The organism is Terrisporobacter sp., from assembly GCF_017888745.1.
In the GTDB taxonomy this organism is placed as follows: Bacteria; Bacillota; Clostridia; order Peptostreptococcales; family Peptostreptococcaceae; genus Terrisporobacter.
In genome coordinates this window covers 1-25,941 of sequence record NZ_JAGHFM010000327.1, presented here as the reverse complement: position 1 = coordinate 25,941, position 25,941 = coordinate 1, and the positions used below count along the sequence as shown (strand labels likewise).

At 27.2% G+C, this 25,941-nt stretch carries 23 protein-coding genes, 1 riboswitch and 2 other annotated features; of the genes, 1 reads left to right on the top strand and 22 read right to left on the bottom strand.

Annotated elements, in window-relative coordinates; translation table 11 throughout:
* Positions 1-40: 40 nt before the first annotated feature.
* From J7G74_RS14480 to J7G74_RS14390, 19 genes are all read right to left on the bottom strand, one after another.
* The gene (locus tag J7G74_RS14480) at positions 41-1,033 is read right to left on the bottom strand and encodes an isocitrate/isopropylmalate dehydrogenase family protein (protein ID WP_297136624.1); all 993 of its coding nucleotides are present in this window, start codon (positions 1,031-1,033) and stop codon (positions 41-43) included.
* Complete coding sequence (locus J7G74_RS14475) at positions 1,026-2,987, bottom strand: aconitate hydratase (RefSeq protein WP_297136623.1); 1,962 nt, start codon at positions 2,985-2,987, stop codon at positions 1,026-1,028. The genes J7G74_RS14480 and J7G74_RS14475 overlap by 8 nt, the downstream gene beginning before the upstream one ends.
* 38 nt (positions 2,988-3,025) lie before the next feature.
* Positions 3,026-4,183 (bottom strand): homocitrate synthase, encoded by a 1,158-nt coding sequence (nifV, locus tag J7G74_RS14470; RefSeq protein WP_297136621.1) that lies wholly within the window; start codon positions 4,181-4,183, stop codon positions 3,026-3,028.
* A 489-nt stretch (positions 4,184-4,672) separates the two neighbouring features.
* On the bottom strand, positions 4,673-5,695 hold the full coding sequence (argF, locus tag J7G74_RS14465; protein ID WP_297136619.1) for an ornithine carbamoyltransferase: 1,023 nt from the start codon (positions 5,693-5,695) through the stop codon (positions 4,673-4,675).
* Between the two features lie 132 nt (positions 5,696-5,827).
* Positions 5,828-6,035, bottom strand: a binding site (T-box leader).
* 62 nt (positions 6,036-6,097) lie between these two features.
* The gene (locus J7G74_RS14460) at positions 6,098-6,973 is read right to left on the bottom strand and encodes a MurR/RpiR family transcriptional regulator (RefSeq protein WP_297136617.1); all 876 of its coding nucleotides are present in this window, start codon (positions 6,971-6,973) and stop codon (positions 6,098-6,100) included.
* Between the two features lie 129 nt (positions 6,974-7,102).
* A complete protein-coding gene (locus J7G74_RS14455) occupies positions 7,103-7,678 on the bottom strand; it encodes a class I SAM-dependent methyltransferase (RefSeq protein ID WP_297136616.1) in 576 nt (191 codons plus the stop codon).
* A 9-nt stretch (positions 7,679-7,687) separates the two neighbouring features.
* Positions 7,688-8,401 (bottom strand): pseudouridine synthase, encoded by a 714-nt coding sequence (locus tag J7G74_RS14450; RefSeq protein ID WP_297136614.1) that lies wholly within the window; start codon positions 8,399-8,401, stop codon positions 7,688-7,690.
* Positions 8,402-8,796: 395 nt separating this feature from the next.
* On the bottom strand, positions 8,797-9,999 hold the full coding sequence (locus J7G74_RS14445) for an argininosuccinate synthase (protein WP_297136613.1): 1,203 nt from the start codon (positions 9,997-9,999) through the stop codon (positions 8,797-8,799).
* A gap of 63 nt (positions 10,000-10,062) precedes the next feature.
* Positions 10,063-10,273: a binding site (T-box leader), on the bottom strand.
* A gap of 120 nt (positions 10,274-10,393) precedes the next feature.
* A complete protein-coding gene (truA, locus tag J7G74_RS14440; RefSeq protein ID WP_297136611.1) occupies positions 10,394-11,131 on the bottom strand; it encodes a tRNA pseudouridine(38-40) synthase TruA in 738 nt (245 codons plus the stop codon).
* Between the two features lie 179 nt (positions 11,132-11,310).
* Complete coding sequence (locus J7G74_RS14435; RefSeq protein WP_297136609.1) at positions 11,311-11,838, bottom strand: hypothetical protein; 528 nt, start codon at positions 11,836-11,838, stop codon at positions 11,311-11,313.
* A 168-nt stretch (positions 11,839-12,006) separates the two neighbouring features.
* Entirely contained in the window at positions 12,007-13,044 is a 1,038-nt protein-coding gene (locus J7G74_RS14430) for a BMP family lipoprotein (RefSeq protein ID WP_297136606.1), read from the bottom strand.
* 455 nt (positions 13,045-13,499) lie between these two features.
* The gene (locus J7G74_RS14425; protein WP_297136605.1) at positions 13,500-15,098 is read right to left on the bottom strand and encodes a hypothetical protein; all 1,599 of its coding nucleotides are present in this window, start codon (positions 15,096-15,098) and stop codon (positions 13,500-13,502) included.
* A gap of 345 nt (positions 15,099-15,443) precedes the next feature.
* Complete coding sequence (locus tag J7G74_RS14420) at positions 15,444-15,818, bottom strand: hypothetical protein (RefSeq protein ID WP_297136603.1); 375 nt, start codon at positions 15,816-15,818, stop codon at positions 15,444-15,446.
* A gap of 183 nt (positions 15,819-16,001) precedes the next feature.
* Entirely contained in the window at positions 16,002-17,297 is a 1,296-nt protein-coding gene (gene lysA / locus J7G74_RS14415; RefSeq protein WP_297136601.1) for a diaminopimelate decarboxylase, read from the bottom strand.
* Positions 17,298-17,313: 16 nt separating this feature from the next.
* Positions 17,314-18,510 (bottom strand): aspartate kinase, encoded by a 1,197-nt coding sequence (locus J7G74_RS14410; protein WP_297136599.1) that lies wholly within the window; start codon positions 18,508-18,510, stop codon positions 17,314-17,316.
* 73 nt (positions 18,511-18,583) lie between these two features.
* A riboswitch (Lysine riboswitch) is annotated at positions 18,584-18,755 on the bottom strand.
* 87 nt (positions 18,756-18,842) lie between these two features.
* Positions 18,843-19,448: a hypothetical protein gene (locus J7G74_RS14405; RefSeq protein WP_297136598.1), complete on the bottom strand. Its 606-nt coding sequence runs from the start codon at positions 19,446-19,448 to the stop codon at positions 18,843-18,845.
* A gap of 115 nt (positions 19,449-19,563) precedes the next feature.
* Positions 19,564-20,919: a hypothetical protein gene (locus J7G74_RS14400; RefSeq protein ID WP_297136595.1), complete on the bottom strand. Its 1,356-nt coding sequence runs from the start codon at positions 20,917-20,919 to the stop codon at positions 19,564-19,566.
* 36 nt (positions 20,920-20,955) lie between these two features.
* Positions 20,956-21,240 (bottom strand): hypothetical protein, encoded by a 285-nt coding sequence (locus J7G74_RS14395; RefSeq protein WP_297136594.1) that lies wholly within the window; start codon positions 21,238-21,240, stop codon positions 20,956-20,958.
* A 124-nt stretch (positions 21,241-21,364) separates the two neighbouring features.
* Positions 21,365-21,928 carry a hypothetical protein gene (locus J7G74_RS14390; RefSeq protein WP_297136592.1) on the bottom strand — a complete coding sequence of 188 codons (564 nt, stop codon included), beginning with the start codon at positions 21,926-21,928 and terminating at the stop codon, positions 21,365-21,367.
* Between the two features lie 351 nt (positions 21,929-22,279).
* Between J7G74_RS14390 and J7G74_RS14385 the strand changes: the two genes are divergently transcribed.
* Positions 22,280-23,944 (top strand): glutamine--tRNA ligase/YqeY domain fusion protein, encoded by a 1,665-nt coding sequence (locus tag J7G74_RS14385; protein ID WP_297136590.1) that lies wholly within the window; start codon positions 22,280-22,282, stop codon positions 23,942-23,944.
* 56 nt (positions 23,945-24,000) lie between these two features.
* Here the strand turns inward: J7G74_RS14385 and J7G74_RS14380 are convergent, their stop codons facing one another.
* From J7G74_RS14380 to J7G74_RS14370, 3 genes are all read right to left on the bottom strand, one after another.
* Positions 24,001-24,888 (bottom strand): YegS/Rv2252/BmrU family lipid kinase, encoded by an 888-nt coding sequence (locus tag J7G74_RS14380; protein WP_297136587.1) that lies wholly within the window; start codon positions 24,886-24,888, stop codon positions 24,001-24,003.
* A 12-nt stretch (positions 24,889-24,900) separates the two neighbouring features.
* The gene (locus J7G74_RS14375) at positions 24,901-25,542 is read right to left on the bottom strand and encodes a lactate utilization protein (protein WP_297136586.1); all 642 of its coding nucleotides are present in this window, start codon (positions 25,540-25,542) and stop codon (positions 24,901-24,903) included.
* Positions 25,543-25,673: 131 nt separating this feature from the next.
* Positions 25,674-25,901, bottom strand: a complete 228-nt coding sequence (locus J7G74_RS14370) for a hypothetical protein (RefSeq protein WP_297136585.1) — start codon at positions 25,899-25,901, stop codon at positions 25,674-25,676.
* Positions 25,902-25,941 lie beyond the last annotated feature (40 nt).

The following is a 25,941-nucleotide window of genomic DNA, read 5'->3' as shown; positions in this document are numbered from 1 at the left end:
TTTATTAAAAAAATAAAAAAGCTCCCAAATGGAAGCTATTTTATAAGTTTTTTATAATTTCATCCGTAAACTCTTGAGTACTACTTTTTCCACCTAAATCTACAGTTAATTTTTCTCCTTTAATAAATACCGTTTCTAGTGCCTTTTCTATTTTTCTAGCATATTTATGCTCTCCTAAATATCTTAACATCATTATTGCTGATTGTATTAGTGCAGTTGGATTAGCAACATTTTTCCCTTCTATTTGTGGTGCACTACCGTGTACTGCTTCAAAAACTGCATACTCTTTGCCAATATTTGCACCTGGTATTATTCCCAGTCCTCCCACAAGTCCAGCGCATAAATCAGATAATATATCTCCATATAAATTGGGCATAACCATGACATCGTACTTTTCTGGGTTCAATACAAGATTCATCGCTGCTGCATCTACTATTAAATCATCTGATTCTACATTAAAAGATTTAGAAATTTCTTTAAATGTATTTAAAAATAATCCATCACTAAGCTTCATTATATTTGCCTTGTGTACTCCTGTAACCTTATTTCTATTATTTTCTTTTGCATAATTAAAGGCAAAATTGATTATTCTTTCGCAAGCAGGTTTAGTAATTAATTTTATACTTTCAGCTCCATAATCTCCTATTTTATGCTCTATTCCTGCATATAAATCTTCTGTATTCTCTCTAACAATTACTAAGTCTACATCTTCATATTTTGATTTTATACCTTTGAAGCTTTTTATTGGTCTTAAATTTACATATAGATCAAGATTTTGTCTTAGTGTTACATTTACACTTTTAAAACCTTCACCTATTGGAGTTGTAATTGGTCCTTTAATTGCAATTCTATTTTTCTTTATACTGTCTATTACATAATTTGGAATTGGTGTATTATATTCTTCTATTACTTTTTCTCCTGCATATATCCTTTCCCATTCTATGTTAATGCCAGATGCTTCTACTACTCTAACCATAGCCTCTGTCACCTCTGGACCTATTCCATCACCCGGTATTAGAGTTATTTTATACATTTATACTCACCTCATTTAAATTTTCCTTTTTATTAATAATTGCTTTAGTATAATTTAACTTACCTCCATGCTTTATTACTTCAATTTCATCTTCAGATAATTCAATTTTTATATCGTATTCTTTTTGTCTTGTCATATTTTTTATTTTTATAGTTCCTTTTTCAATAACTTTAGTTAAATCATCAATCTCTAATTCGTCCATAAGGCATATGTCATCATAGTCTTCTATATTTGAAAAAACCATCGGTATTATTCCACTATTAATTAGATTAGCTTTGTGAATTCTTGCAAAACTTTTAACAATAACAGCTTTTATACCTAGATATAAAGGTGCTAAAGCTGCATGTTCTCTTGATGATCCTTGACCGTAATTTTCTCCACCAATTATAAATCCTCCTGGATTTATTTTAGCTCTAGATGGAAAATCTTTATCGATTGTATTAAAACAGTATTCAGATAAATATGGTACGTTACTTCTAAATGGCAGTAACTTAGCATCTGAAGGCATAATATGATCTGTTGTTATGTTATCTCCAACCTTTAAAACTACTTTTCCTGTTAATTGATTTTCTAGAGGAGTATTCAAAGGGAATGGTTTTATGTTTGGACCTCTTTTTACTTCAACTTCATTGGTACCTTCTTCAGGTTTAATTATCATAGAATCATCTATAATAAATCTATCTATTTCTATTTGATTAAAATTTACTTCTAATTCTTTAGGATTTGTTAACTCTCCTTTTATAGCTGATACAGCTGCAACCTCAGGGCTCACTAAATATACATCAGCAGTAAGTGTTCCGCTTCTTCCATAAAAATTTCTATTAAATGTTCTTAAAGACACACTATTTGTCCCAGGAGATTGCCCCATTCCTATACATGGTCCACATGAATTTTCCAATATTCTACCTCCTGAACTTATTATATCTCCTAAGGCTCCATTTCTAGATAACATTTCCATAACTTGTCTCGAACCAGGTGCTATTACTAAACTTACATCTTCATGAACCTTATTTCCTTTTAGTATTTGTGAAACTTTCATCAAGTCCTCATATGATGAATTTGTACAACTTCCTATGGCAACTTGGTCGATTTTTATTTTTCCTATATCAGTTACCTTTTTCACATTATCTGGAGAGTGAGGCATAGCCGCTAATGGATCTAATTCATTTAAATTTATATTTATTTCTTCATCATAAATAGCATCATCATCTGCTTTTAGTTCTATGAACTCATCCTCTCTATTTTGAGCTTTCAAAAACTTTAATGTATTTTCATCACTTGGAAAAATTGAAGTAGTAGCTCCTAATTCAGCTCCCATATTAGTTATAGTAGCTCTTTGTGGTACAGACAATGTTTTGACACCTTCCCCACAATATTCAAATACTTTTCCTACTCCACCTTTAACACTACATTTTCTTAAGATTTCAAGAATTATATCTTTTGAAGATGTCATATACCCGAGTTTGCCTGTTAAATTTACTTTTACAACTTTAGGGCATTTTAAACTATAAGTATTACCAGCCATAGCTAAAGCTACATCTAATCCACCTGCACCAATAGCAATCATCCCTACTGCACCAGCTGTTGGTGTATGGCTATCAGATCCTAGTAAAGTGTCTCCAGGTGTAGAAAATCGTTCTAAGAATACTTGATGACATATTCCATTACCTGGTTTAGAAAAATAAATCCCATGTTTCTTAGCAACAGTTTGAATATATTTATGATCATCTGCATTCTCAAATCCTTGTTGAAGCATATTATGATCTATAAATGCAATGCTTCTTTTTGTATTTACTTTATCTATATTCATTGCTTCTAACTGTAAATATGCCATTGTTCCTGTTGAATCTTGAGTAAGTGTTTGGTCTATTTTTATAGAAATAAAATTGCCTGATTTCAATTCTCCACTTACTAAATGTTTTTTTAATATTTTATATGTTAAATTTTCTCCCACTGACTTTCCTCCCCTAACTATTACTGTTTATTATATTTTTATAGATATATTCTATTATTTTTTAAATCTTTATATATTGATACAATTTCCTTATCAAATAAATTTCTTTTCATACTTACTGCTGTTTGTCTTATTAATATGAGCATATCATCTGCTTCTTTATTACTTAACTCAATTCCATATTCTTTAAATTTATTTATTATAGCAGCTTTACCAGAATGTTTACCTATTACTATTTGTCTTTCAAGACCTACTTCACTAGGATCAAAGGCCTCATAATTTTTAGGATTCTTCATAGCTCCATCTGCATGAATTCCTGACTCATGTCTGAACATATTTGTCCCAACAATAGCTTTCCATGATGGTAATTCCCTTCCAGATGCTTGTGACACATATTTAGATATTTCTCTAAACATTCTTGTATCTATATTAGTTTCATAACCATAAACATATTTTAAAGACATTATAACTTCTTCAAGAGCTGCATTCCCTGCTCTTTCACCTAATCCATTAACTGTGACACCTATATGGTTTGCTCCACCTAAAATTCCTGCAATTGCATTTGCAGTCGCCATTCCAAAATCATTATGAGTATGCATTTCTATAGCAAAATTTGTTGTCTTGTATAATTTCTCAATAGTTTTTCTAATAGTAAAAGGTTCCATTACTCCAACAGTATCACAATATCTAAATCTATCAGCTCCTGCTTCCTTTGCAATATTAATGAATTCTATTAAAAAGTCTGTATCTGCTCTAGATGCATCTTCTCCATTTACAGATACATATAATCCATTACGTTTAGCATAACTTACTGAGTTATACATATTCTCAAGTACCCATTCTCTAGATTTTTTTAACTTATGCTCTATATGAATATCAGAAACAGATAAAGATATGGCTACTGCATCAACTCCACAGTCTATAGACTCTTCTATATCTTTTATCACAGCCCTATTCCATGCCATGATACTAGATTTTAAATTTCTTTTGCATATGGATTTTATTGCAGCCTTTTCATCCCCACCCATAGTTGGAATTCCAACTTCTAATTGATCTATACCCATATCGCTTAAAGTCTCAGCTATAGCAATTTTTTCTTGATTTGCAAAAGCTACACCAGCTGTTTGCTCTCCATCTCTAAGAGTTGTATCTACTATTCTTATTTTTTTTCCCTTTACTTTATCTAATACACACATACTTATCCCCCTATAAATTCCACAAGTTTTTGCAATACAACAAAATAAACTTTCACGTTTTATAAAAGTTATTTATTAGCATTTAATTATAAACATTATTATATAGCTATATCAATACTTATATTATAATAAGATTATAATTACATTTGTGATTTTTTGCAATATTTTTTTTATAACTTGCAATATTTATTAAAAATCAAAGTGTTTTATTTGAATATTAACTTTTGACTTAATTATATTTACTGGATAATATTTTTTCTAACTATCTTTAAACATAATCAATAATTATAAACACTCTATCAGCTAATATCACCAACGCAATTCCTTCTTGACCACTTTAGAGAATTCATTTATTCAAAGTGTTTTTATCTGTACATTTGTTGATATTCATTTACTTCGTAGATAACCTACAAATACCTAAGCAATATAGTTTTCTCATAAACAAAAAAAGGATTAATAATAGATTAATCCTTTTTTCATAACTTATATTTAATTATGTTTTACGCTCATATCAACATCTACTAAAGTCGCTACCATAACAGCTTTAATACAATGCATTCTATTCTCAGCCTCATAAAATACTTTTGAGTATTTAGATCTAAATACTTCATCTGTAACTTCAAGTTCTTTTAATCCAAATTTTTCATAAATATCCTGACCTACTTTAGTATTTAAATCGTGAAATGAAGGTAAGCAGTGTAAAAAAATCACATCATCATTTTTTGTTTTCTTTATCATTTCCATATTAACTTGATAATCTTTTAATAATTTAATTTTTTCTCCATACTGATTTTCTTCACCCATAGATACCCATACATCTGTATAAATTACATCTGCACCTTTTACATCATGTATATTTTCTGTTAAAGTAATACTACCGTTTGATTTTTTAGCTACTTCTTCCATTTCATCTAAAAGTTCTCTATCTGGCCATAATTCTTTTGGAGCTAAAGAAACAAAGTTTATACCTAATTTAGCACATCCTATCATAAGAGAATTTCCCATATTATTTCTTGCATCCCCTACATATACAAATTTTATTTTATCAAAAGATTTGTCTACATATTCTGTAACTGTAAGTAAATCCGCTAAAACTTGTGTTGGATGGTAAGTATCTGTAAGTCCATTCCATACTGGAACACCCGAGTATTTTGCTAATATTTCAACAGTTTCTTGCTTAAAGCCTCTAAATTCTATACCATCATAATATCTTCCTAAAACTTTTGCTGTGTCTTCTATAGACTCTTTTTTACCTATATGAGAATCTGCTGGTCCTATAAATGTAGTATATGCTCCCTCATCATTTGCAGCAATTTCAAAAGAGCATCTTGTTCTTGTTGAGTTTTTTTCAAATATTAATACGATATTTTTACCTTCTAGCAAGTTCCCCTTTATTCCTACTTTCTTCTTCGTTTTTAAATAACTTGACAATGCTAAAAGATATTTGATTTCGTCTTTTGTAAAATCCTTTAATGTTAAAAAACTTCTTCCCTTTAAACTTATTTTTTTCATATAATTACCCCCTTTTTATTTTAAAGCAATCAAAAAGCCCCTTAGTAATATTACTAAGAGGCGAAAACTCGCGGTACCACTCTAATTGCTAAAATTAAATTTCACAATTAAAAAAGTCTCTTGGTTTTAAAACCAAGAGACGATATATACCGTGTTACCACTCTAATTGCTAAGATAATCTTAACCACTCAAATCCTTAAGGCGGAAAACCGATTATCATACTTAATTTCAAATAATCTTCTCCAAAGCTCTTTTCAGCTTAAATCTCGATACCAGGCTTCCACCATTCCCAGCTCTCTATAAACTTAATTTAACCTACTCTCTTTATCATAGAATTTAATATATTAACTAGTTATTATTAATGATATTTATTTTTATTTTATTTGTCAATGTTTTTTTAAGTTATTCGTAAATAGAATATTCTTCCCAAATTTGTTCTAAGTCATCGAAATATTTTTTAATTTCTTCCTTCTCTTTCATACCAACTGATATGGCTAAAGCATTAGCTATAGTCATTGCTGGTACTAACGAGTCTACAAAAGATGCCATATTACTCTTAACAAGTAAAGTATTATCAGATAAACATGCAACAGGAGCAAAATAACTATCCGTTATAGAAATTATATGAGCTCCTTTACTTTTTGCATAATCAACAACTTGATATGATTTTTTTGAATATCTAGGGAAACTAAATGCTATAACTACATCTTCTTCGTTTATACGGACTATTTGCTCAAATACATCTCCCATATCCATTCTTATTATATGTACGTTATCTAAAATTAAATCTAAATAAAAGCCTAAGTACTGTGCTATAACATAAGAACTCCTCATACCTAGTATGTATATTTTTCTAGCTTTTAAAATCTCTTCAGAGGCATCTTTAAATGTTTTAGGATCAATTTCTTCTAATGTACCTCTAATATTATCTATATCACTTTTTAAAACCTTACTAAGAATTGTAGCATCATCAGAATAATCTTGATTAGACATTTCAACCCTTTGTACAGTAGTAAGTTTATTTTTTATAAGCTCTTGTAATGCATCTTGTAGTTTAGGGTATCCTGAATAACCTAGTGCATTTGCAAATCTAACTACTGTTGATTCACTAACACCTACAGTTTCCCCTAATTTACTTGCAGTCATAAAAGCAACTTTATCGTAATTTTTTATAATATATTGTGCTATTAGCTTTTGACCTTTACTCATTTTCGAGTAACGTGCTTGTATAATTGAAATTAATTGTTTACTATCATTCACATTATTCTTTAATTCCATAATCTGCTCCTCTTCTTCGTAAAAAACATATCATAATTGTTAGAATTGCTAATTCTAGCAATTTTATTATAACACTATTTATCAATAAGATAATTAAAATTGTTAGAATTTTTTTAAATTATAATACTTCTATCCTTTTTTTTCGATTAAAATTAATTCTGGTGGATTATTTATTTGATTAGTAAACTCCATATGTAAAACATTAAATTCATTTTGATCTAAATGATTTAAATATTCACTTATATAATTTTTTTCTTCCATTCCACCTTCATGTCCAGTATATATTGCAATACTAATAACTCCGTTAGGCTTTAATAAATTTAAACTCTTCTTAATAGCTTCTAAAGTTGTATCTGGCTTAGTTATTATTTGATGCTTTGCTCTGGGTAAATAACCTAAGTTAAAAACTACACAAGCTACTTGATCTTTAACATATATATCTAAGTTTTCATGGCCATCAAGTATAAGTTCTACTCTATTATTCATATTTTCTTTTTCAATTTTTTTTCTAGTTGATTTTAAAGCCTCTTCCTGAACATCAAAAGCATATACCTTTCCATTTTCTCCTACTAATCTACTAAGATAAATAGTATCATATCCATTTCCCATAGTTGCATCTATTACAATATCATCTTTATTTATAATTTTGTCTAAAAAAAGTTTATTTACTTCTGTAATTTTATTTATATATTTTGCTCTTAACATTTTACACCTCTAAATATTTTTTAAGTATTTGACTTCATCTTCTGTTAGATACCTGTATTCACCTATTTTACAATTTTTTAAACTAATTTTACCCATAGCTACTCTTTTTAATCTTAAAACAGGATGATTAATAGCTTTACACATTTTTCTAACTTGTCTATTTTTACCTTCATGTATTTTTATTTCTAAAGTAGATATATTTTTTACTTTATCTGAATCTAATACTTTTAACTTAGCAGGCGCAGTTTTGTAATTCTCTATGTATAAGCCCTCTCTAAAGTTTTTAATTTCATCTTCAATTAAAATTCCTTTTACTTTAGCCACATAAGTTTTATCTATTTCATGTTTAGGGTGTGTTAATTTATATGTCAAATCTCCATCATTAGTTAGTAATAAAAGCCCACTTGTTTCATAGTCAAGTCTACCTACAGGAAATACTCTTTCTTTGACATCACTTAGTAAATCAAGCACACTAGGTCTATCAAATTGATCTTTAACAGTTGTTATATATCCTTCTGGCTTATTTAATAGTAAGTATACCATTCTTTCATCTAAAGTAATTTTTATATTATCAACTTCTACTATATCTTTATTTTCATCAACTTGATAAGATAATTCTTCTATTATATTGCCATTTACTCTAACTTTTTTATCTAAAATAAGTTCTTCTGCTTTTCTTCTAGATGCTACTCCACATGATGCTATATATTTATTAATTCTCATTTGTTCTCCTTTTCACTATTGAATATTTCAATTTTAATTGTGTCCATAGTAAATACTAATATATGTATCAAATTTCTACAAGATAATTTTTCTATATATATATGTATTTTTATTATAAAGCTTTAATTTTATTCTATTTTAATTAGTATTACTATATATATAATAACTCTTATTCTTATTAAATTCTAAATTATCAATAGTAAATAAAAAAAATTTACTTCGCTTGAACCATTGCCTGAGCGCTCCACTTCATATCACCAAGGGCTTTGCCTGTTGCTCAAATTTATCAGTTTGGATTATAAATTATCCATAATTAATATAATTTATAATTTCTTAAAATATAAAAAGAGTAAACACATAATATTATGAGCTTACTCCTATATAATTTAAATATTTTACTTTAACTTATTTACTTTCATTGCATTTATTTTTAATGGAAGAGTAAATAAATTTATAAATCCTTCAGCATCCTTATGATCATATAACTCGCTATCTCCAAATGACGAGATACTTTCATCGTATAAGGCATTATCTGTAAATATACCAGCAGGCTTTATATTACCTTTATATAATCTTAATTTAACACTACCAGTCACATTTTTTTGAGTTTCATCCATAAATGCACTTATTGATTTACATGCTTTTGAATACCATTTACCATTATAAATTAAATCAGCATATTCTAATGATAATTTTTGTTTTAAATGAAGAGAATCTTTATCTAATGTAGCACTTTCTAAAAAATTATGAGCTGCATATAATATTTCCCCTCCTGGAGTCTCATATATACCTCTTGATTTCATTCCCACTAGTCTATTTTCTAATATTTCTACTATACCTATACCATGTTTACATCCCAATTTATCTAATTTTTCTAATAACTCAACAGGTGACAATTCTTCATCATTAACTTTTTTAGGTATTCCTTGCTCAAAGTAAATATTTACATATTCTGGAGTATTACATGCATCTAAAGGATCCATAGTTTTTTTGTAAATATCTTTTTTATGTTCATTTTCTAGAGATTCTATATCTCCACCTTCAGTAGAAACATGGAATAAGTTATCATCTACTGAATATATTTTTTTCTTAGTTGCTACAACTGGAATATTATGCTCATTAGCATAATCAATAGCATCTTCTCTTGATTTAATATCCCACATTCTCCATGGAGCTATAACTTTTATATCTGGATCTAAAGCAGCTATTGTTCCTTCAAATCTTACTTGATCATTTCCTTTTCCTGTACATCCATGACAAATATATTTAGCACCTTCTTTATGAGCTATATCAACTAATTTCTTTGCTATTATAGGTCTTGCAAGAGCAGTTCCAAGTAAATATCTTCCTTCATATTTAGCTTCAGATTTTATTGCTGCATATATTGTAGTAGTTATAAATTCTTCTTTTAAATCTTCACAATATGCTTTTATAGCTCCACTAGCTATTGCTTTTTCATGTATTTGTTCCATATCATCATCTTGACCTACATTTGCACAAACTGCTATTACATCTATATCATAATTTTCTTTTAACCATGGTATTATTATTGATGTATCAAGTCCTCCTGAGTATGCTAAAATAACTTTTTCTTTCATTTTTTAATCCCCCTTTTTATAATCAAACTATTTTTAAGTAATAAAAAACGCCTCTTGGAATTACCAAGAGACGAATATTATCCGCGTTACCACTCTAATTAATAAGTTAAACTTATTCACTCTTCCTTTTAAGGCAAGGCCACCGATTAAGATACTTAAATTTCCCAAAATCTTCTCAAAAGCTCTATTCACTTAAATCTATTCATCAGGCTTCCACCATCCCCAACTCTCTATAAAACATCCTTAAGTTACTTTTCTTTTTCATAGAATTTATAGTATTTAATTAAATATGTTTAAATAGTAGTTTAAAACTATTATTTTGTCAAGCAATCAAATATTTTTTTAATATTTTTAAGTTAATAGAGATAAATTATATTCCTCTATAATTTTAAAATTAATACTGAACTTTATATAAAAATAATCCTTTAGCTGGTGCAGTATCACAAGCAATTTTTCTATCTTTAGCTTCTAATATAGTTTTTACTTCTTCCGGACTTATTTTCCCTAATCCTACATCTACCAAAGTTCCTACTATAATTCTAACCATATTATACAAGAAACCATCACCTTGAACATAAATTTCTATTAAATCATTTTCCTGTTGAATACTAATTGATTGAATTGTTCTTACATGACTTTTTTTCTTTGATCTCGATGATGCAAAGCTTGAAAAATCATGTTCTCCTATTAAATACTTACTTCCTTCTTTCATAAGTTCTAAATTTAATAACTTATCTATATGATAAGAGTATTTTCTATTAAAAGGATTATGGAATTTATTATTATCTATTTTATATAAATATGTCTTTGATTTTGCATTATATCTAGAATGAAATCTATCATTTACTTCCTCAATACTTTTTATTACTATTGACTCAGGTAAATAATTATAAAGATATTTTTGAATCCTTTCAACTGATTCTTTCGAATTAGTTTTAAAATTTACAGTTTGCCCTATGGCGTGTACACCCATATCTGTTCTTCCAGAACCTATTATTTCAATTTTTTCATTAGTAAGTTTGCATAAAACATCTTCTATTTTTCCTTGTATTGTATTATCATTATCTTTTAATCTTTGAAATCCTTTAAAATTACTACCATCGTATTGTACTATCATTTTTATATTTCTCATTTTTTTCCTCTAAATCTATTATTTTATTTTTGTTATTTTCTAAAATTAGTTACTTTATCTTATATTTAATTTTAATTATTGTCAATGTATATGTATCCTTATTTAACAAAAAAGAAAGGTATATAAATTCCCTTTCTTTATAAAGATTTTAATTTTTATCTATTTTTTAATAAATATTATTATCTAAAATCTTGTAAATTATTTTCTATAGTTATACAACTTAATATACTAGGTAAAGGTAATTTTTTATTTTCTATTCCTTTTCCAAATTGTTCAAAAGATTTTTCTAAACTCATATTATAGGTTTTTACTATCCCTTGCTCAAGCTCGTTTACACATTTAAAAATATATTCTCTAATATCTTCTATAGTTTTTAAATTATTTATTTCCACTCCTCTAAGTACATGCTTAAATATTTCAAAACCTTCTCCAACAGAAGACCATATGAATATTCTAAAAGTAACTAAAGATCTTTCCAAATATAAACCTGTGCTGATAGAATTCATATGATTTATATCTTCATATAAGTGGTGATTAAAATCAATAAATCCACTTGTAGCTAACTCATATGTTTTGCTTTCTTTATAATCTAAATTACTACTTACTAGTTTTTGATGAAAATCTTCATAATTTGAACTTACTAATAATATTTCTGTTAATTGGGTTGCATTTGCAAATATCTTTTCTTTACTTATAAATTGGGTCATTTTCATCCTCCTTTAAAACTTAATTAATAAAGTTCATTTTACCATATATCAAAATAAAATAAAAATATGATTATGTATATATAGTTTTCAGTTTGTTGTTAATTTATATTGTAGAAAATAAAAGCCTCATCAAGATAAAATATAATCTTAATAAGGCTAATATAGACATTATTTGTTTAAAGTCTTTAAAAATTCATTATATCCTTCTTCAGTTTTTGGTACCTTTATTTCATCATTTTCTAGTTTTTTCTTTTCACTATTTACATAGTTTATTATATCCTGTGAAACTAATTTTGAAGTTGTATCTGGTATTCCAACAGCTTCTTCTCCTAATCCATAAATAGTTGTAGATCCACCCTCAAATTTTCCTTCTATAAAATCTTTTACAGATTCATACACTCCTACATCTACTCTTTTTATTGCAGAAGTTAACACATTATCAGGAGCTAAATCGCTTTGGTCTCTATCAACACCTATAGCATATTTTCCTGCTTCTTTAACTGCTTCTATAGCTCCAGTACCAACATCTCCTCCAGCTATAAATATTGTATCTGCTCCATTCGACATCATTTGTGTTGCAATTGCTTTTCCTTTAGCTTGGTCGGTGAATGAATTTGCATATTGAGTTTGAATTTCACATGCAGAATTTGCTGTTTTAACACCTGCCATATATCCATATTTAAATGTATCTATAACGGCTAGTTTCATTCCACCAATAAATCCAACATTATTTGTTTTTGTTACTTTTCCAGCTATTAGACCTACCAAAAATGCAGATTGTTCCGCATTAAATAATACGGATTCAACATTTGATGGTACTTCTTCAAAAGTCTCATCAACAATTATAAATTTTTGTTCAGGATAATCTTTTGCTGCTTGTTCTATAGTTGGAGCTAACTTCGAACCAACACCTAATATCAAATCTACCTCTTCATCAACTAATGTTTCAACGTTTGTAGTGTAATCTGCATCTTGTTTTGATTCTAGATATTTTATATTCACCCCTAAGTCTTTTTTAGCTTTTTGAAGACCCTCCCATGCAGATTGGTTAAATGAGTGATCATTAACACCTGCAACATCAGTAATCATAGCTATAGTATAATTATTATTTGTTGCTTCTTGATTTGTTTTTCTAGAACATCCAGTAAATGAAGATACTCCCACAATAAATGTCATAAATAATATTAAAATTTTTCTAGATTTCATATAATATACCTCCGCTGTCTTTAGTCTTATTTAAATGATACTTAATATTATTATTGTAAACTTTTTATATAACCATAATTACATAAGTTATTATTTCCTAAATAATAAAAATAATCCTTCTTGAAAAGATATATAATAATTTTAATTTAAACTTTTATCTAGATATATTCTTAGGTGCTTCTATAAAAATTTAATTATGATTTTAGAATTTATGAGTAAAATACTCATGAATATTAAAAGTATATAATTAACTAAGATTTATTATAATATTTAAGAGACTGTTCATTCTAAAAATCTCTTCAGAGAAAAGTTTTTTATATGTTATAATGAAATGAATTAGATACAATATTTTTATAGGTTTAAGTAATAATTTTGTAGAAAATCAATTAATCACAATGGAAAAATCTATATGCTTAAATAAAAAAAGAAATCATAAAATATGATTTCTTTTTTTACTAATTGCTATTAGACATATAATCATCCATGCTTTCAGGCATAAATATTAAAATACCTAAAGCTGATTTAGCTATAAACACGGCTTTTAATATAAATATACTATACTCTACTACTGTTGCTATGTCTCCTGGTAATATGATAGTGGATAAAAATTGTAATATTGATATCCATAAAATTATATCAAAGACATGTACAACCATAAATTTAAAAAAGTTAACTTTTTTGCCAGTTAGCATCTCATTACTTTTAATTAATTCTTTTATTGGGTTTAATTCATCATGTCTATAAATTTCAATACCATATATTGATATAATTACCATTTCAGTGATAATTACTATAGTGTACATTATAAATATCCAAACCAGCACTCCTATTACCATAAAAACTGGAGATTCTAATATTTTTTCAAATAATATTAATTGTTTATTAAAAAAATCTAATAATGGTCTGAAAAATAATACTGATGTTATTCCAACAAATATTGAAACCGGTATGATATATAAGACACTTTTTATATTCATAGTAACAATTTCTTTAGTATTGTAATCTGGATATTTCATAGACTTATTAATTGCTCTAAGTATAAGACCAAACTGTATAACATCGAGCATTACTCTTGTTATATCTTGCATCAAATCATTATATTTAAAAGAATCTAATAAAAAACTTCTTATTACCATAAATACTAACGTATAAATTAAAGTAAGTGATAGTGACTTTAAACCAACCTCACCAAATTTTTTCTTAAACAAAATATCAATTTCATACTTAGCATGATTAAACTTCATAATAGTATCAATTGGAATATTATATACATGCTTATCTCCTATATGCATGAAAAAGTTTAATATGTATATTTCAGCATATATTTCTAACATAATTGATATAGGATATAGTATTATTAATAAGTAAATTGGCGAATTTTCTATATATAATTTTGCAATATAAGATAATAAAGAAAAAACAATAAGTTTACTACTTATAAAATATATTACGTATTCTATTAATCTCCTATTTACTAATATTTCACTTTCTATAAAAATACTAAAAGCATTTAATTTGTGTTCTGTGTCATTAGATAGTATACAAGCAGATAATACAGGTATTAAGGAATATACGATTATAGAAAATAAGTAAGATCCTGTTATAACTATAAATTCAATAATATTATCTGCATACTCCATTCCAAAAGAAGCTGCAAAATAAGATAATAATACACTTAATACTTTGGACAATTGATTTATTATAAAAATAAGTCCAAAAGATAAAATAGAAACAACCAATCCTGTAAGTACTACCTGAGTAATTTTAGACAAAAACTCTTTAAATACTTCTTTAGCAGAATATTCATGGTTTCTCATACTAGTAGATATTATATAAGATATTATAAAATGTTGAAACATAAAATATATTGCTTCTTTAGATATAGGATAAACACTATAATCATGACCTATATGGAATATTGCCTCAAAACTCATTGTAATAGCCGTTATAACTAAAGTGATAATTATATGTGTATTTAAATTTTCTTTGCACAAGTTATTTGAAACTTGCCTTATATCTCTAATATTAACGTCGATAAAGATTCCTCCTATCATGTTGTATTTTGTGTAATGTCCAAAAATCTTTAACTAAATTGTAAAACTTTTTATTATGTAACAATATTATATATGTTACCTAAATTATTATTTATATATCTATTTTACAGATATAAACATTTTTAATTCTCTTCAATATTATTTCCTTGATTCATATTCCCTTGTTCTAGAGTATTTGTGTCTTCACTAGGTTTTTATTATATATTTTCTGCATTATTATTTTCTTTAGAATCAGCTCCGTCTTTAGGCTCTTCTTCTTTTCGCTCTTCTTTATAGTTGTTTTTTATTTCATATTCAATCTTATTAATATGCTCTTTTGAAGATTCTTTGTCATTATATTTTTTGTTAAAAATTTTTTTCTTTTTCTTCCTGTAGCTTTTCTAACTCAGATTTTTTGTTTATAGCTTCTTTTTTTATTAACTTGGAACCATTATTTATATCTACAATATCTTCTAATTCTTTAATAGCCTTTTCAAAATCATTGTTTGATTCATACTGCTGTGCATTAAACATCTTCCTAGCTTGTATATACATTGCTCTAGCTTCATCGTTGTTACCATCTTCATTGATTATCTGTGATAATATAGTCATAGCAGATTTGTATTCATAATTTTCTAATTTATCTTTTGCTTCATTTAGAAGATTACTTTCAGATGATTTAGAACAACCAGTAAAAGTAAGTATTATAAATATTAATATTGTTAATAATTTTATTTTCATTAAAATCCTCCCTATTTTATTATATATAGTTTACCATAAAGTTTAATCTTGTCTATTAAAATAATCTCTATAATTATATTTGCATATTTAATATATTATTATAATTCTCAATTTAGTTTTCTCACTTAAAAAGCCATTTATTGATAATATTCAATAAATGGCTTTAAATTTCTATATTTATTATTATAACTCTAATGATAGTAAGTCATCATAACTTTGTCTTTTACATACTAATCTATCTTCATTTTTGTTAACAAATACTACTGGATTTTTAGGAATTTTATTATAGTTTGATGCCATAGAATAACCATATGCACCTGTTGAAGTTGTAATTAATATATCTCCACTTTCTATATCCAATACATCTGTATTTGATATTAGTATATCTCCACTTTCACAGCATTTTCCAGCTATTGTTACATTATGTTTTTTAGTAGTACTATTCATTTTATTTACAATAGCACACTCATATCCAGCTTGATATAAAGATGGTCTTATATTATCTGTCATACCTCCATCAACGCTTACATATATTCTTACATCTTTTATTTCCTTTATAGATCCAATTGAATATAATGTACTTCCTGCATTTGCTACTAATGATCTTCCTGGTTCTATAATTAAAGTTGGTACATTTATCTTCAGTTCTTTACATTTTTCTTCACATTTATTTATTATAGCTTCACAATATTCTTTGATAGTTTTAGGCTCATCACCTTCCACATAATATACACCTATTCCACCACCAAAATCTAACTCTATAATATCTATATTATGATTATCTTTTAAATCTTTAACCAACTCTAGCATAACTTCTACTTCTTGTTCAAAAGGTTCAACTTGAAATATTTGAGATCCTATATGTGCATGCAACCCTATTAAGTTAATATGCTTATGTTTTTTTAAATTTTCTATAGCCACATGAAAATCTCCATTAATTAGTGCAAATCCAAATTTAGAATCTATTTGACCTGTTTTTATATATTCATGTGTATGAGCTTCTATACCAGGAGTAATTCTAAAATATATATTTTGAATTATATTTTTTTCTGCACATATTTTTTCTAATATGCTTAGTTCATAGAAATTATCAACAACAAATACACCTACACCAAAATCTACTCCCATTTTTATTTCTTCTAATGTTTTATTATTTCCATGAAAAAGTATTTTTTCCATAGGAAAGTCTGCTTTATAAGCAGTGTATAATTCTCCACCTGATACAACATCTAAATATAATCCTTCTTCGTCTATTAGTTTACACATATATGTAGGTAAAAATGCCTTCCCTGCATAAGCCACTTTATTTTTATTTTCTTTTACTTTAAAACTTGTGACATAATCCTTACAGTTATTTCTTATTAATTCTTCATCAAATACATATAATGGTGTAGAATATTTTTTTACTAAGTCAAGTGAGCTTACCCCTCCTATATATAATGTATCTTCTATTACTTTCATTGTTCCATGTAATCTCATATTTACGCCCCCTGAATTAAATATTGAATTCTTTAGCAATCGATTGTATTGCTATCTGTTTACAGCTAGAACTTATTGCACATGTTATACGAATTTCTGATGTAGTAATTAATTTCACTTCAATTTTATTTTCACTTAGTATTTTAAATACCTTTGAAGCTACACCACTAGTATTTTTCATTCCCAATCCTACTATAGAGAATTTTGTTATATCTTCATCTATAACTATTTGTTCTTTATCTACAAATAGTTTTGCAATTTTTTCACATTGATCTAACTCCTCCTTTGGTATAGTAAATGATACATTTACTTTACTTCCAACTGGAGCCGTTTGACTTATCATATCCACACTTATGCCGTCTATAGCTATTTTTTCAAATAATTTAGCTACATTACTCATTTCAATATCTACAATAGTTATCGCTGCATCATTATCACACGTTGCAAGTCCTGTTATCACCTTTTCTTCTAATTTCATATCCTCAATCCCCCTTATATAAGTTCCTTTTATATCACTACATGATAATCCTACATATAATTCCACATTATACTTTTGTGCCAATTCAACACTTCTAGAATGCATCACTTGAGCGCCTAAGCTTGCTAATTCTAACATTTCTTCATACTCAATTTCTTCCAACTTTTTAGCTTCTTTATATTTTCTAGGATCAGTAAAATATATACCATCCACATCTGTGTATATTTCACAACTTCCGTTTAATTTAACTGCTAAAGCAACTGCAGAAGTATCAGACCCACCTCTACCTAAAGTAGTTATATCACCTTCATCATTTAACCCTTGAAATCCTGTTACTATAACTATCTTTCCACTATCCAAACTTTCTGTTATTTTACTTACATCTATATCATTTATATAGCTTTTACCATGTAAACCACTTGTTTGTATATTAAGCTGATAAGCATTATAACTCACAGCCTCACATCCTAAAGAATTCAAACTCATAGATAAAAGTGATGCTGATATCATTTCCCCCGTTGACATTAATACATCTAGTTCTCGTTTATCCGGATATTTAGTTATATCTTTAGCCATGCTAATATAATCGTCTGTAGTATCCCCCATAGCAGATACTACTACAACTATTTTAGAATCTATTTTTTTTCTTTCGATTAACTTATTAGCAATTTTTTTAATCTTCTCAGTACTTGAAACAGAACTTCCGCCATATTTTTGTACAACTACTCTACTCATAAATATTCCCCCTAAAAAATAAGCAAAATAAAACGTCCAAAGGTATACTCTGGACGTTTTTCATAACCATAGTAAACCTTGTAGCTCAACACTTTGTTTTAAAGTGACAGCCTTATACATATTCTGCATAAGTCCAGCTAATTTATATACCTATAAACTAACTTCGGCCATAATTCCTTTCCTTACAAATCATTGCTTGTCAGCTCACTGTAAGTACTCTTAAGTACAGCACCTCTACCTTAGGCTTTTTGAATTTAACAATTTTTGGTAATAATATATTATTAGCATAATATCTATTAATACGCAATAAATTTCATAAATATAATTAATTTTTATAAATAATTAAATAATTTATGCAAAGATGTATCTAAAAAATAGATATTACTTTGTTCATTGCTTCCTATACACCTTTGTTCATCTGATGATATTATAATAACCTTTGGTATCATAAAAAATGGTATAGTCGAATTTTCTATATCATTTTTCAAGTCATCATATTTACTAGTACTAATATTCCCATCTAAGTCTATATCTATTAAAGCTTGTAATCGAACTTTATTATTGTTTATATACTCGATAAAAATATCATATTTTTGATCTCCTACTTTTGCATTTCTATAAAAACGTATAGTTTCGTATCCTGAATTGTTAAATCTTATATTAATTTCAGATCCTATTAACATTTTAGTTAAGTTTTTCCCTTTTATTACTGAAGATCCATTCAAATAATATACATAGGTATTATCTTTAAAATTTGTGTAATTTATATTACAAGGAATTTTTCTTAAGGTATAATCGTTGCACATTTTTCTTAAGGTTTTTTTTAAAGTTCTTTTTCCATTTCTTTTTTTATTACTAAATACCTTCCCCACTTGTGTTTCTGTGACGTATCTTACTCTACTAACTAAATATAGAATTTCTTTTTCTAGTCCCACCATAGTCAATCTCCTTGAAGTCAATTTGCCACATTGTACTATTATTATATTAAAAAATAAAATAAAATTTACTCATAAAAAAAGGAAGAAAAAATTTTCTTCCTTTTTTTATGAGTAACTACTCTACTTCTTTAGTTTTCTCATTTTCTTTTTTATCTTTCTCATTGTCAGATTTTTTACTTCCTAAGTTATTATTATCAAATTCTGATATACTGATTACTTTAGAATTTGTTTTGTCATAAGAAACTATAACTTTATCTCCAACCATAGTTAAAGGCAATTCATCTGAAACTTTTGAAGTTGCAGTAAATATTAATTCATTACTATTACTCAAAGTAAAGTAATAAGCCGCATCACCATCTTTTATATCCTGACTAATTCTTGATATAGTACCTTCTATAGTTTGTAGTTCTTCATTTTTATCAATTTGAATATCATTTCCTTCTGCTTCTAAGACCTCTTTATAACTTCTATATGCTTCTTGTTTAGTTTCTCCTAAGCCTATCATACTATAATCTTCAACTGAAACAAAAGCAACCATCTTAACTAAACCTGCTTTATCCTTTAGGCCTAAAACATATGTTGGTTTTCCAAGTATATTATACATAACTGGAAATGTTGCTTGATATTCTTTTTCTTGAACCTTACCTTCCGCAGTTGACATAGCTGCCACTTCAGTCGCTCCAGTTTGCATATATAACTTAGCTTCTTTTGTTCTAGAATCAACTAGCATAAATCCAACAGTAGACTCCTCTGAACCAGAAGAAGTTATTCCAGTGTACCAGTATGATTTTCCATCATTACCATATACCAAAGAAGTTCCTTCTGAAGGAAGCAATACACCTTCTTCAGATATTACTGAATTTAGGAATCCATTAACATAAAGACCCCAGTCTCTTATTTGATCAACTACAAAACTTTCTGGTTGTATTCTATCTACCCACTTAGGTGTATCTTCGATTGAGTAAACATTAACCTCTCCAGTTTGAGCATCTACTACAGCTGTACCTACTGCATTTGCACCACCATATCCTATTTGGTGATCATATAAACTAACTACCCAATAAGGTCTTCCATTATCATCAATTTCAAAAGTAAATTCAGTCATACCATAGTTTATAACACCATTTAAATAAATATGTCTATGTAGGTCTTGTAAGAAGTATGCCTCTTCTTGATATACTATTTTAATTTGTTTTCCATCTAAACTTTGTACTAATCTAACATCCTGTGGATTAGTTGCTGATACCATTATATATCCATTTGTACCGTTAAGGTTTGTAATCCATTTAATAGCATCTCTATGAACAAGAGGAGCTACCCAATATAACTCTCCTTTAACACTTTGTATTGCATAGTCTCCTACTTTTGATATACTTCCTATAGCAGGTATTTCTCCAAGTTTTTTGTCTCCAAGCTTCATCGCCATATCTTTATCTACTATTCTTATCTTATCTACGCTAACAGGACTCACATCCTCGGTAAATACACTTTCTTCAACATCACCTAATCATTCTCTATAAGAACTTGCTCTAAATATAGGTGTTGTAACAAAGAAAGGTATTACAATTATTACTACCAATAATATCCCCGCAATTAAAAAATTATTTTTCGCATGCTTTGATGTTTGATCGCCTCTATCTAGCATCATATCAAGTATTCCTGCTAATACGAAAAATAAAATTAAAGTCGTAAAGCCTGATGTAAAATCTAATCTAAGTACAGGTAATTTAATAAATGCATAAATAGCAACTATTATTAATGCAATACCATATGATTTTAATATTCTTTTCATTTTTTCTCCTTTCATACTATTCCTATTATTATCATTATAACCTTTTTTTGTTAATTTTAGTTTATTGATAATAAATAATAATATATTATAAAACAAAAAATTACCATAATATATATGGTAATTTTTAACAAGTCGCATGTTTTAACATATTTTCTTTATTTTCTAGGTTATAGTTACACAATAGGCCTTCGTATTCTAATTGAAGATTAGCATTATTATAGAAATCCTCTGGTTTAACTAAAGAAGGAGATTTATCAAATATGTGCACATCACTTTTATATAACATATCAGCTACAAAATGAGAACAAACATACTTATATTCTGACTCTCTAGATTTATTAAATGATAAATATATCAATGCTAATATATCATAATTATATCTATTTCTATTATTATTAACCTTTTCAATATTTTGCCTTAACTTTTCATACTCAATATATTTAACGTCCAATGAATAAACTCTACACAACGCATCGGTTTTAATTTCATATAATCCTTCATTAATATTCTCCTCAACAAATCCTGCAAATAAAGGAGTTTTCGGATTGAGTCTTCCAAAAGAATACATTGGTGATAATTCTTTATTAAGAGATAAAGAAATATGTGCATATGGACTTTTACTTATCTTTCTAATCAGAAATGATAAAAATGTTCCTGTATATGTTGTCACAATATATATCTTTTTCATTGCACACCCCCAAGTTCTACACTTCATTGTACCATATATTTAAACTGTATTCAATTAATTGATAGTATGAATTAAGATAGAATATTCAAATTAATGATTTGCCAACTATTAAATCAATATTGTATTGACTATTATTTATTAAGTATTGTAAAATATAATACAATTTTTACATTTATATATAATAAAAATATTAATTTTGTATAATAATGTTAAATATAGTATTTTTTAATTAGTAAAATCTATAAATATACTTTATTTTTTTTTCATATTGAATTAAAATTAGTATTATATAATTATGCTAGGACTTATTACATATTAATAATTAATAAAATGAATTGAGAGGTACAAACTATGTCAAACGAAACAATTTCGAATAATTTCATAAAGAATATAATAGTTGACGATTTAAAAACTGGAAAACATGATCATATTGTAACTCGTTTTCCACCAGAGCCAAATGGTTATTTACATATAGGTCATGCTAAAAGTATTTGCTTAAACTTTGGACTAGCAAATGAGTTTAAAGGTACAGTAAATATGAGATTTGATGATACAAATCCACTTAAAGAAGATGAAGAATATGTTAACTCTATTAAAAAAGATGTACAATGGTTGGGATTCAACTGGGATAATCTATATTTTGCTTCTGATTATTTCGATGAAATGTATAATAGAGCTGTACTTTTAATAAAAAAAGGAAAAGCCTATGTGTGTGATTTAACACAAGATGAAATAAGAGAATCTCGTGGAAGCTTAACTGAGCCAGGAAAAGAGAGTCCATATAGAAATAGATCTATAGAAGAAAACTTAGATTTATTTGAAAGAATGAAAAATGGTGAGTTCGAAAATGGTCAAAAAGTTTTAAGAGCTAAGATAGATATGTCTTCTCCTAACATAAACTTTAGAGATCCTGTAATATATAGAATAGCTCATTCTACTCATCATAACACAGGAGATAAATGGTGCATATACCCTATGTATTCATTTGCACATCCACTAGAAGATGCTATAGAAGGAATTACACACTCTATATGTACACTAGAATTCGAAGATCAAAGACCTTTATATGACTGGGTTGTTAGAGAATGTGAAATGGAAAAAGTTCCTAGACAAATTGAGTTTTCTAGATTAAATCTAACAAATACATTAATGAGTAAAAGAAAACTTAAATTGTTAGTTGATGAAGCTGTAGTTGATGGATGGGATGACCCTCGTATGCCTACTATATCAGGTGTAAGAAGAAGAGGATATACTCCAGAATCTGTGCGTAATTTCTGCAGAGAAATAGGTGTATCAAAAGCTGATTCGAAAGTAGATAGCCAATTATTTGATCATTTCTTAAGAGAAGATTTACAACCAAAAGCTCCACTTGCTATGGCTGTAATCAATCCTCTTAAATTAGTTATAACTAACTACCCAGAAAATCAAAGTGAAATGATAGAATTAGAAAATATAGCTAAGGATGAAACTGCTGGTACTAGAGAAATACCATTTAGTAGAGAGCTTTATATAGAAAGAGATGACTTTATGGAAGAACCTGTAGCTAAATATCGTAGATTCTTCCCTGGAAATGAAGTTCGTTTAAAAGGTGCTTACTTTGTAAAATGTACTGATGTAATAAAGGACGAAAATGGAAATGTGATAGAAATACACGGAACTTACGATCCTGAAACTAAGAGTGGTTCTGGATTTACTGGACGTAAAGTTAAAGGTACTGTACATTGGGTAGATGCTAAAACTGCTCTTCCATGTGAGTTTAGATTATTTGAGCCATTAATCTTAGATGATACTCCAGAAAATGAAGGTAAACATTTCTTAGATCAAATAAATCCAAACTCTTTAACAGTTCTTCAAGGATTTGTAGAACCTACACAAGTTAAAGATGCAAAACCATTAGACAAATTCCAATTTGTTAGAAATGGATTCTATAGTGTTGATACAAAATACACAACACCTGAAAAACTTGTATTTAATAGAATAGTTCCACTTAAGAGTTCATTTAAATTAAATAAATAATTTATAATTAACATAAAAAAGAAGGCTATTTTAGCCTTCTTTTTTGTATAGTTTTATTATACATATCCTAATAACTCAATTCCTTCTTCAATGCATTCAATTTCAAGTGGAAAATCAGGTCCCTTTTCACCATCTATATCAGTTATTAAATTATCTTTACAATCTATTTTTAATTTATTAGTTTTAAAATATAAAATTTCATCTTCGTTATAATTTTCTAGATGCTCACCTTTCAATATGCTTATAAGTAGTGGAAGCATATTAGGTAATAGTACATTTTTTACAATTATTACATCTAATAGTCCATCATCTACTTTTGCTTTATAAGCTAAATTTATATTTCCTGCTGTTTTACCATTAAAAATTAACATTAGATACATATCACCCTTATAGCTTACTTCTTTTGAACTTACTTCAATGTAAAACTTTCTCATATATAAAGCTTCTTCTATACCTTTTAAATAATATGATACCTTTCCTATAGAGTTTTTAATTTCAGGATTAATTTTTTGTGATACGTCAGTAAACATACCTGCACTGGCAACATTTATAAAGTATTTGTCATTAATTTTTCCTATATCAATCATTTTGGGCTTAGACTTAATAATCTTATAAATACAATTTCTTATATCAAAAGATAAGTTAACTGCTTTAGCAAAATCATTAGCTGTCCCAGAAGGTAAAATTCCAATAGGTATATTTATATTCAATTGTTTCATAGCATTCACTATTAAATCAATTGTACCATCCCCTCCAGATATTAAAATGTGATCGTAATTTTCATTTATATCTTCAAAAGCATTACTTATTGGTTGAGATTTGCAAAGCCTAAAAGGAACTACTGTATAATTATTTTCCTGATATATTTCAACTATCTTATCCAATTCATGAGCTACTTTTCTCTCTCCCGAATTAGGATTATATATAAATTTAACTTTTTTCATACGTCCTCCAGTCTAAAAACCTAAATAATCATTTACAAATATAACATGTATTCTATTTGAGACTTTTTGTCTTTTTATAAATGTGTATTCACAACAGATTCTCTCTTTGCTATCACAGTCCATACAGTAACCTACTTTGGCACAAGGAGTAGCTGTGTTAAATCTTTTTCCATTAGCAGGAGCACATACTTCTTTATTTCTTAGTATAGCTTCATCTAAATTTCTTACTATTTTATTTACCCCTACAACTAATATCACCTTATCAGGCCCATATAATATAGCTGCTACTCTATTTCCATTGCCATCTACATTAAATATTTCACCATCCTCAGTTATTGCATTAGCACTAGAAAAATATGTATCAGCACTAAAAGCTCTTCTGTATATGTCTTTTAAATCTTTAGCAGTTAAATTTTCTTTATATCTATCTAAAAAGTTATATCTTCCACTCCTTAAGAAATCAATAACATTTGTTTCAAACAATGTCATTGAACCACCAACAGAAACGACTTCCCCTTCTTTTGCAATATTTCCAATTATATCAAGAAGCTCTTCATTATCTTTTGCAAAATATCCTTTCATGTTATTTTTTTCTAAATTTTTAATTGTTCTTTCTATCTTTTTTTCATTCACCCATTTTAAATTCTCATTCATTTTAAATCTCTCCCTTATAAACATCTTAATTATTATTTTAGCATAAATTATATTATTTCTATTAAACAAATAAAGAAATACTTTATAACTCTAGATAAAGTATTTCTTTATTCATTCTATCTATATTTACTTTATTTAAATTTATAACCTTTTTTTTGTGGAAAAGAATATCTTTTATTTAACATTCTATATTCATTTTCATAAATATTTTCATCAATATACAAATTACTATCAACACTTAAAATTTCATCCATATTCCATTCATTATTTTCAAAAACATCATAATAGTTATTAATTAAGTAAAAATTAGCTTTATGATCTAAGTTAAATAGATTGTTATGTTCACTTTTATTATTCATATGGCCACCTCAAATTTATAAAATATAAATTATCTAGTAT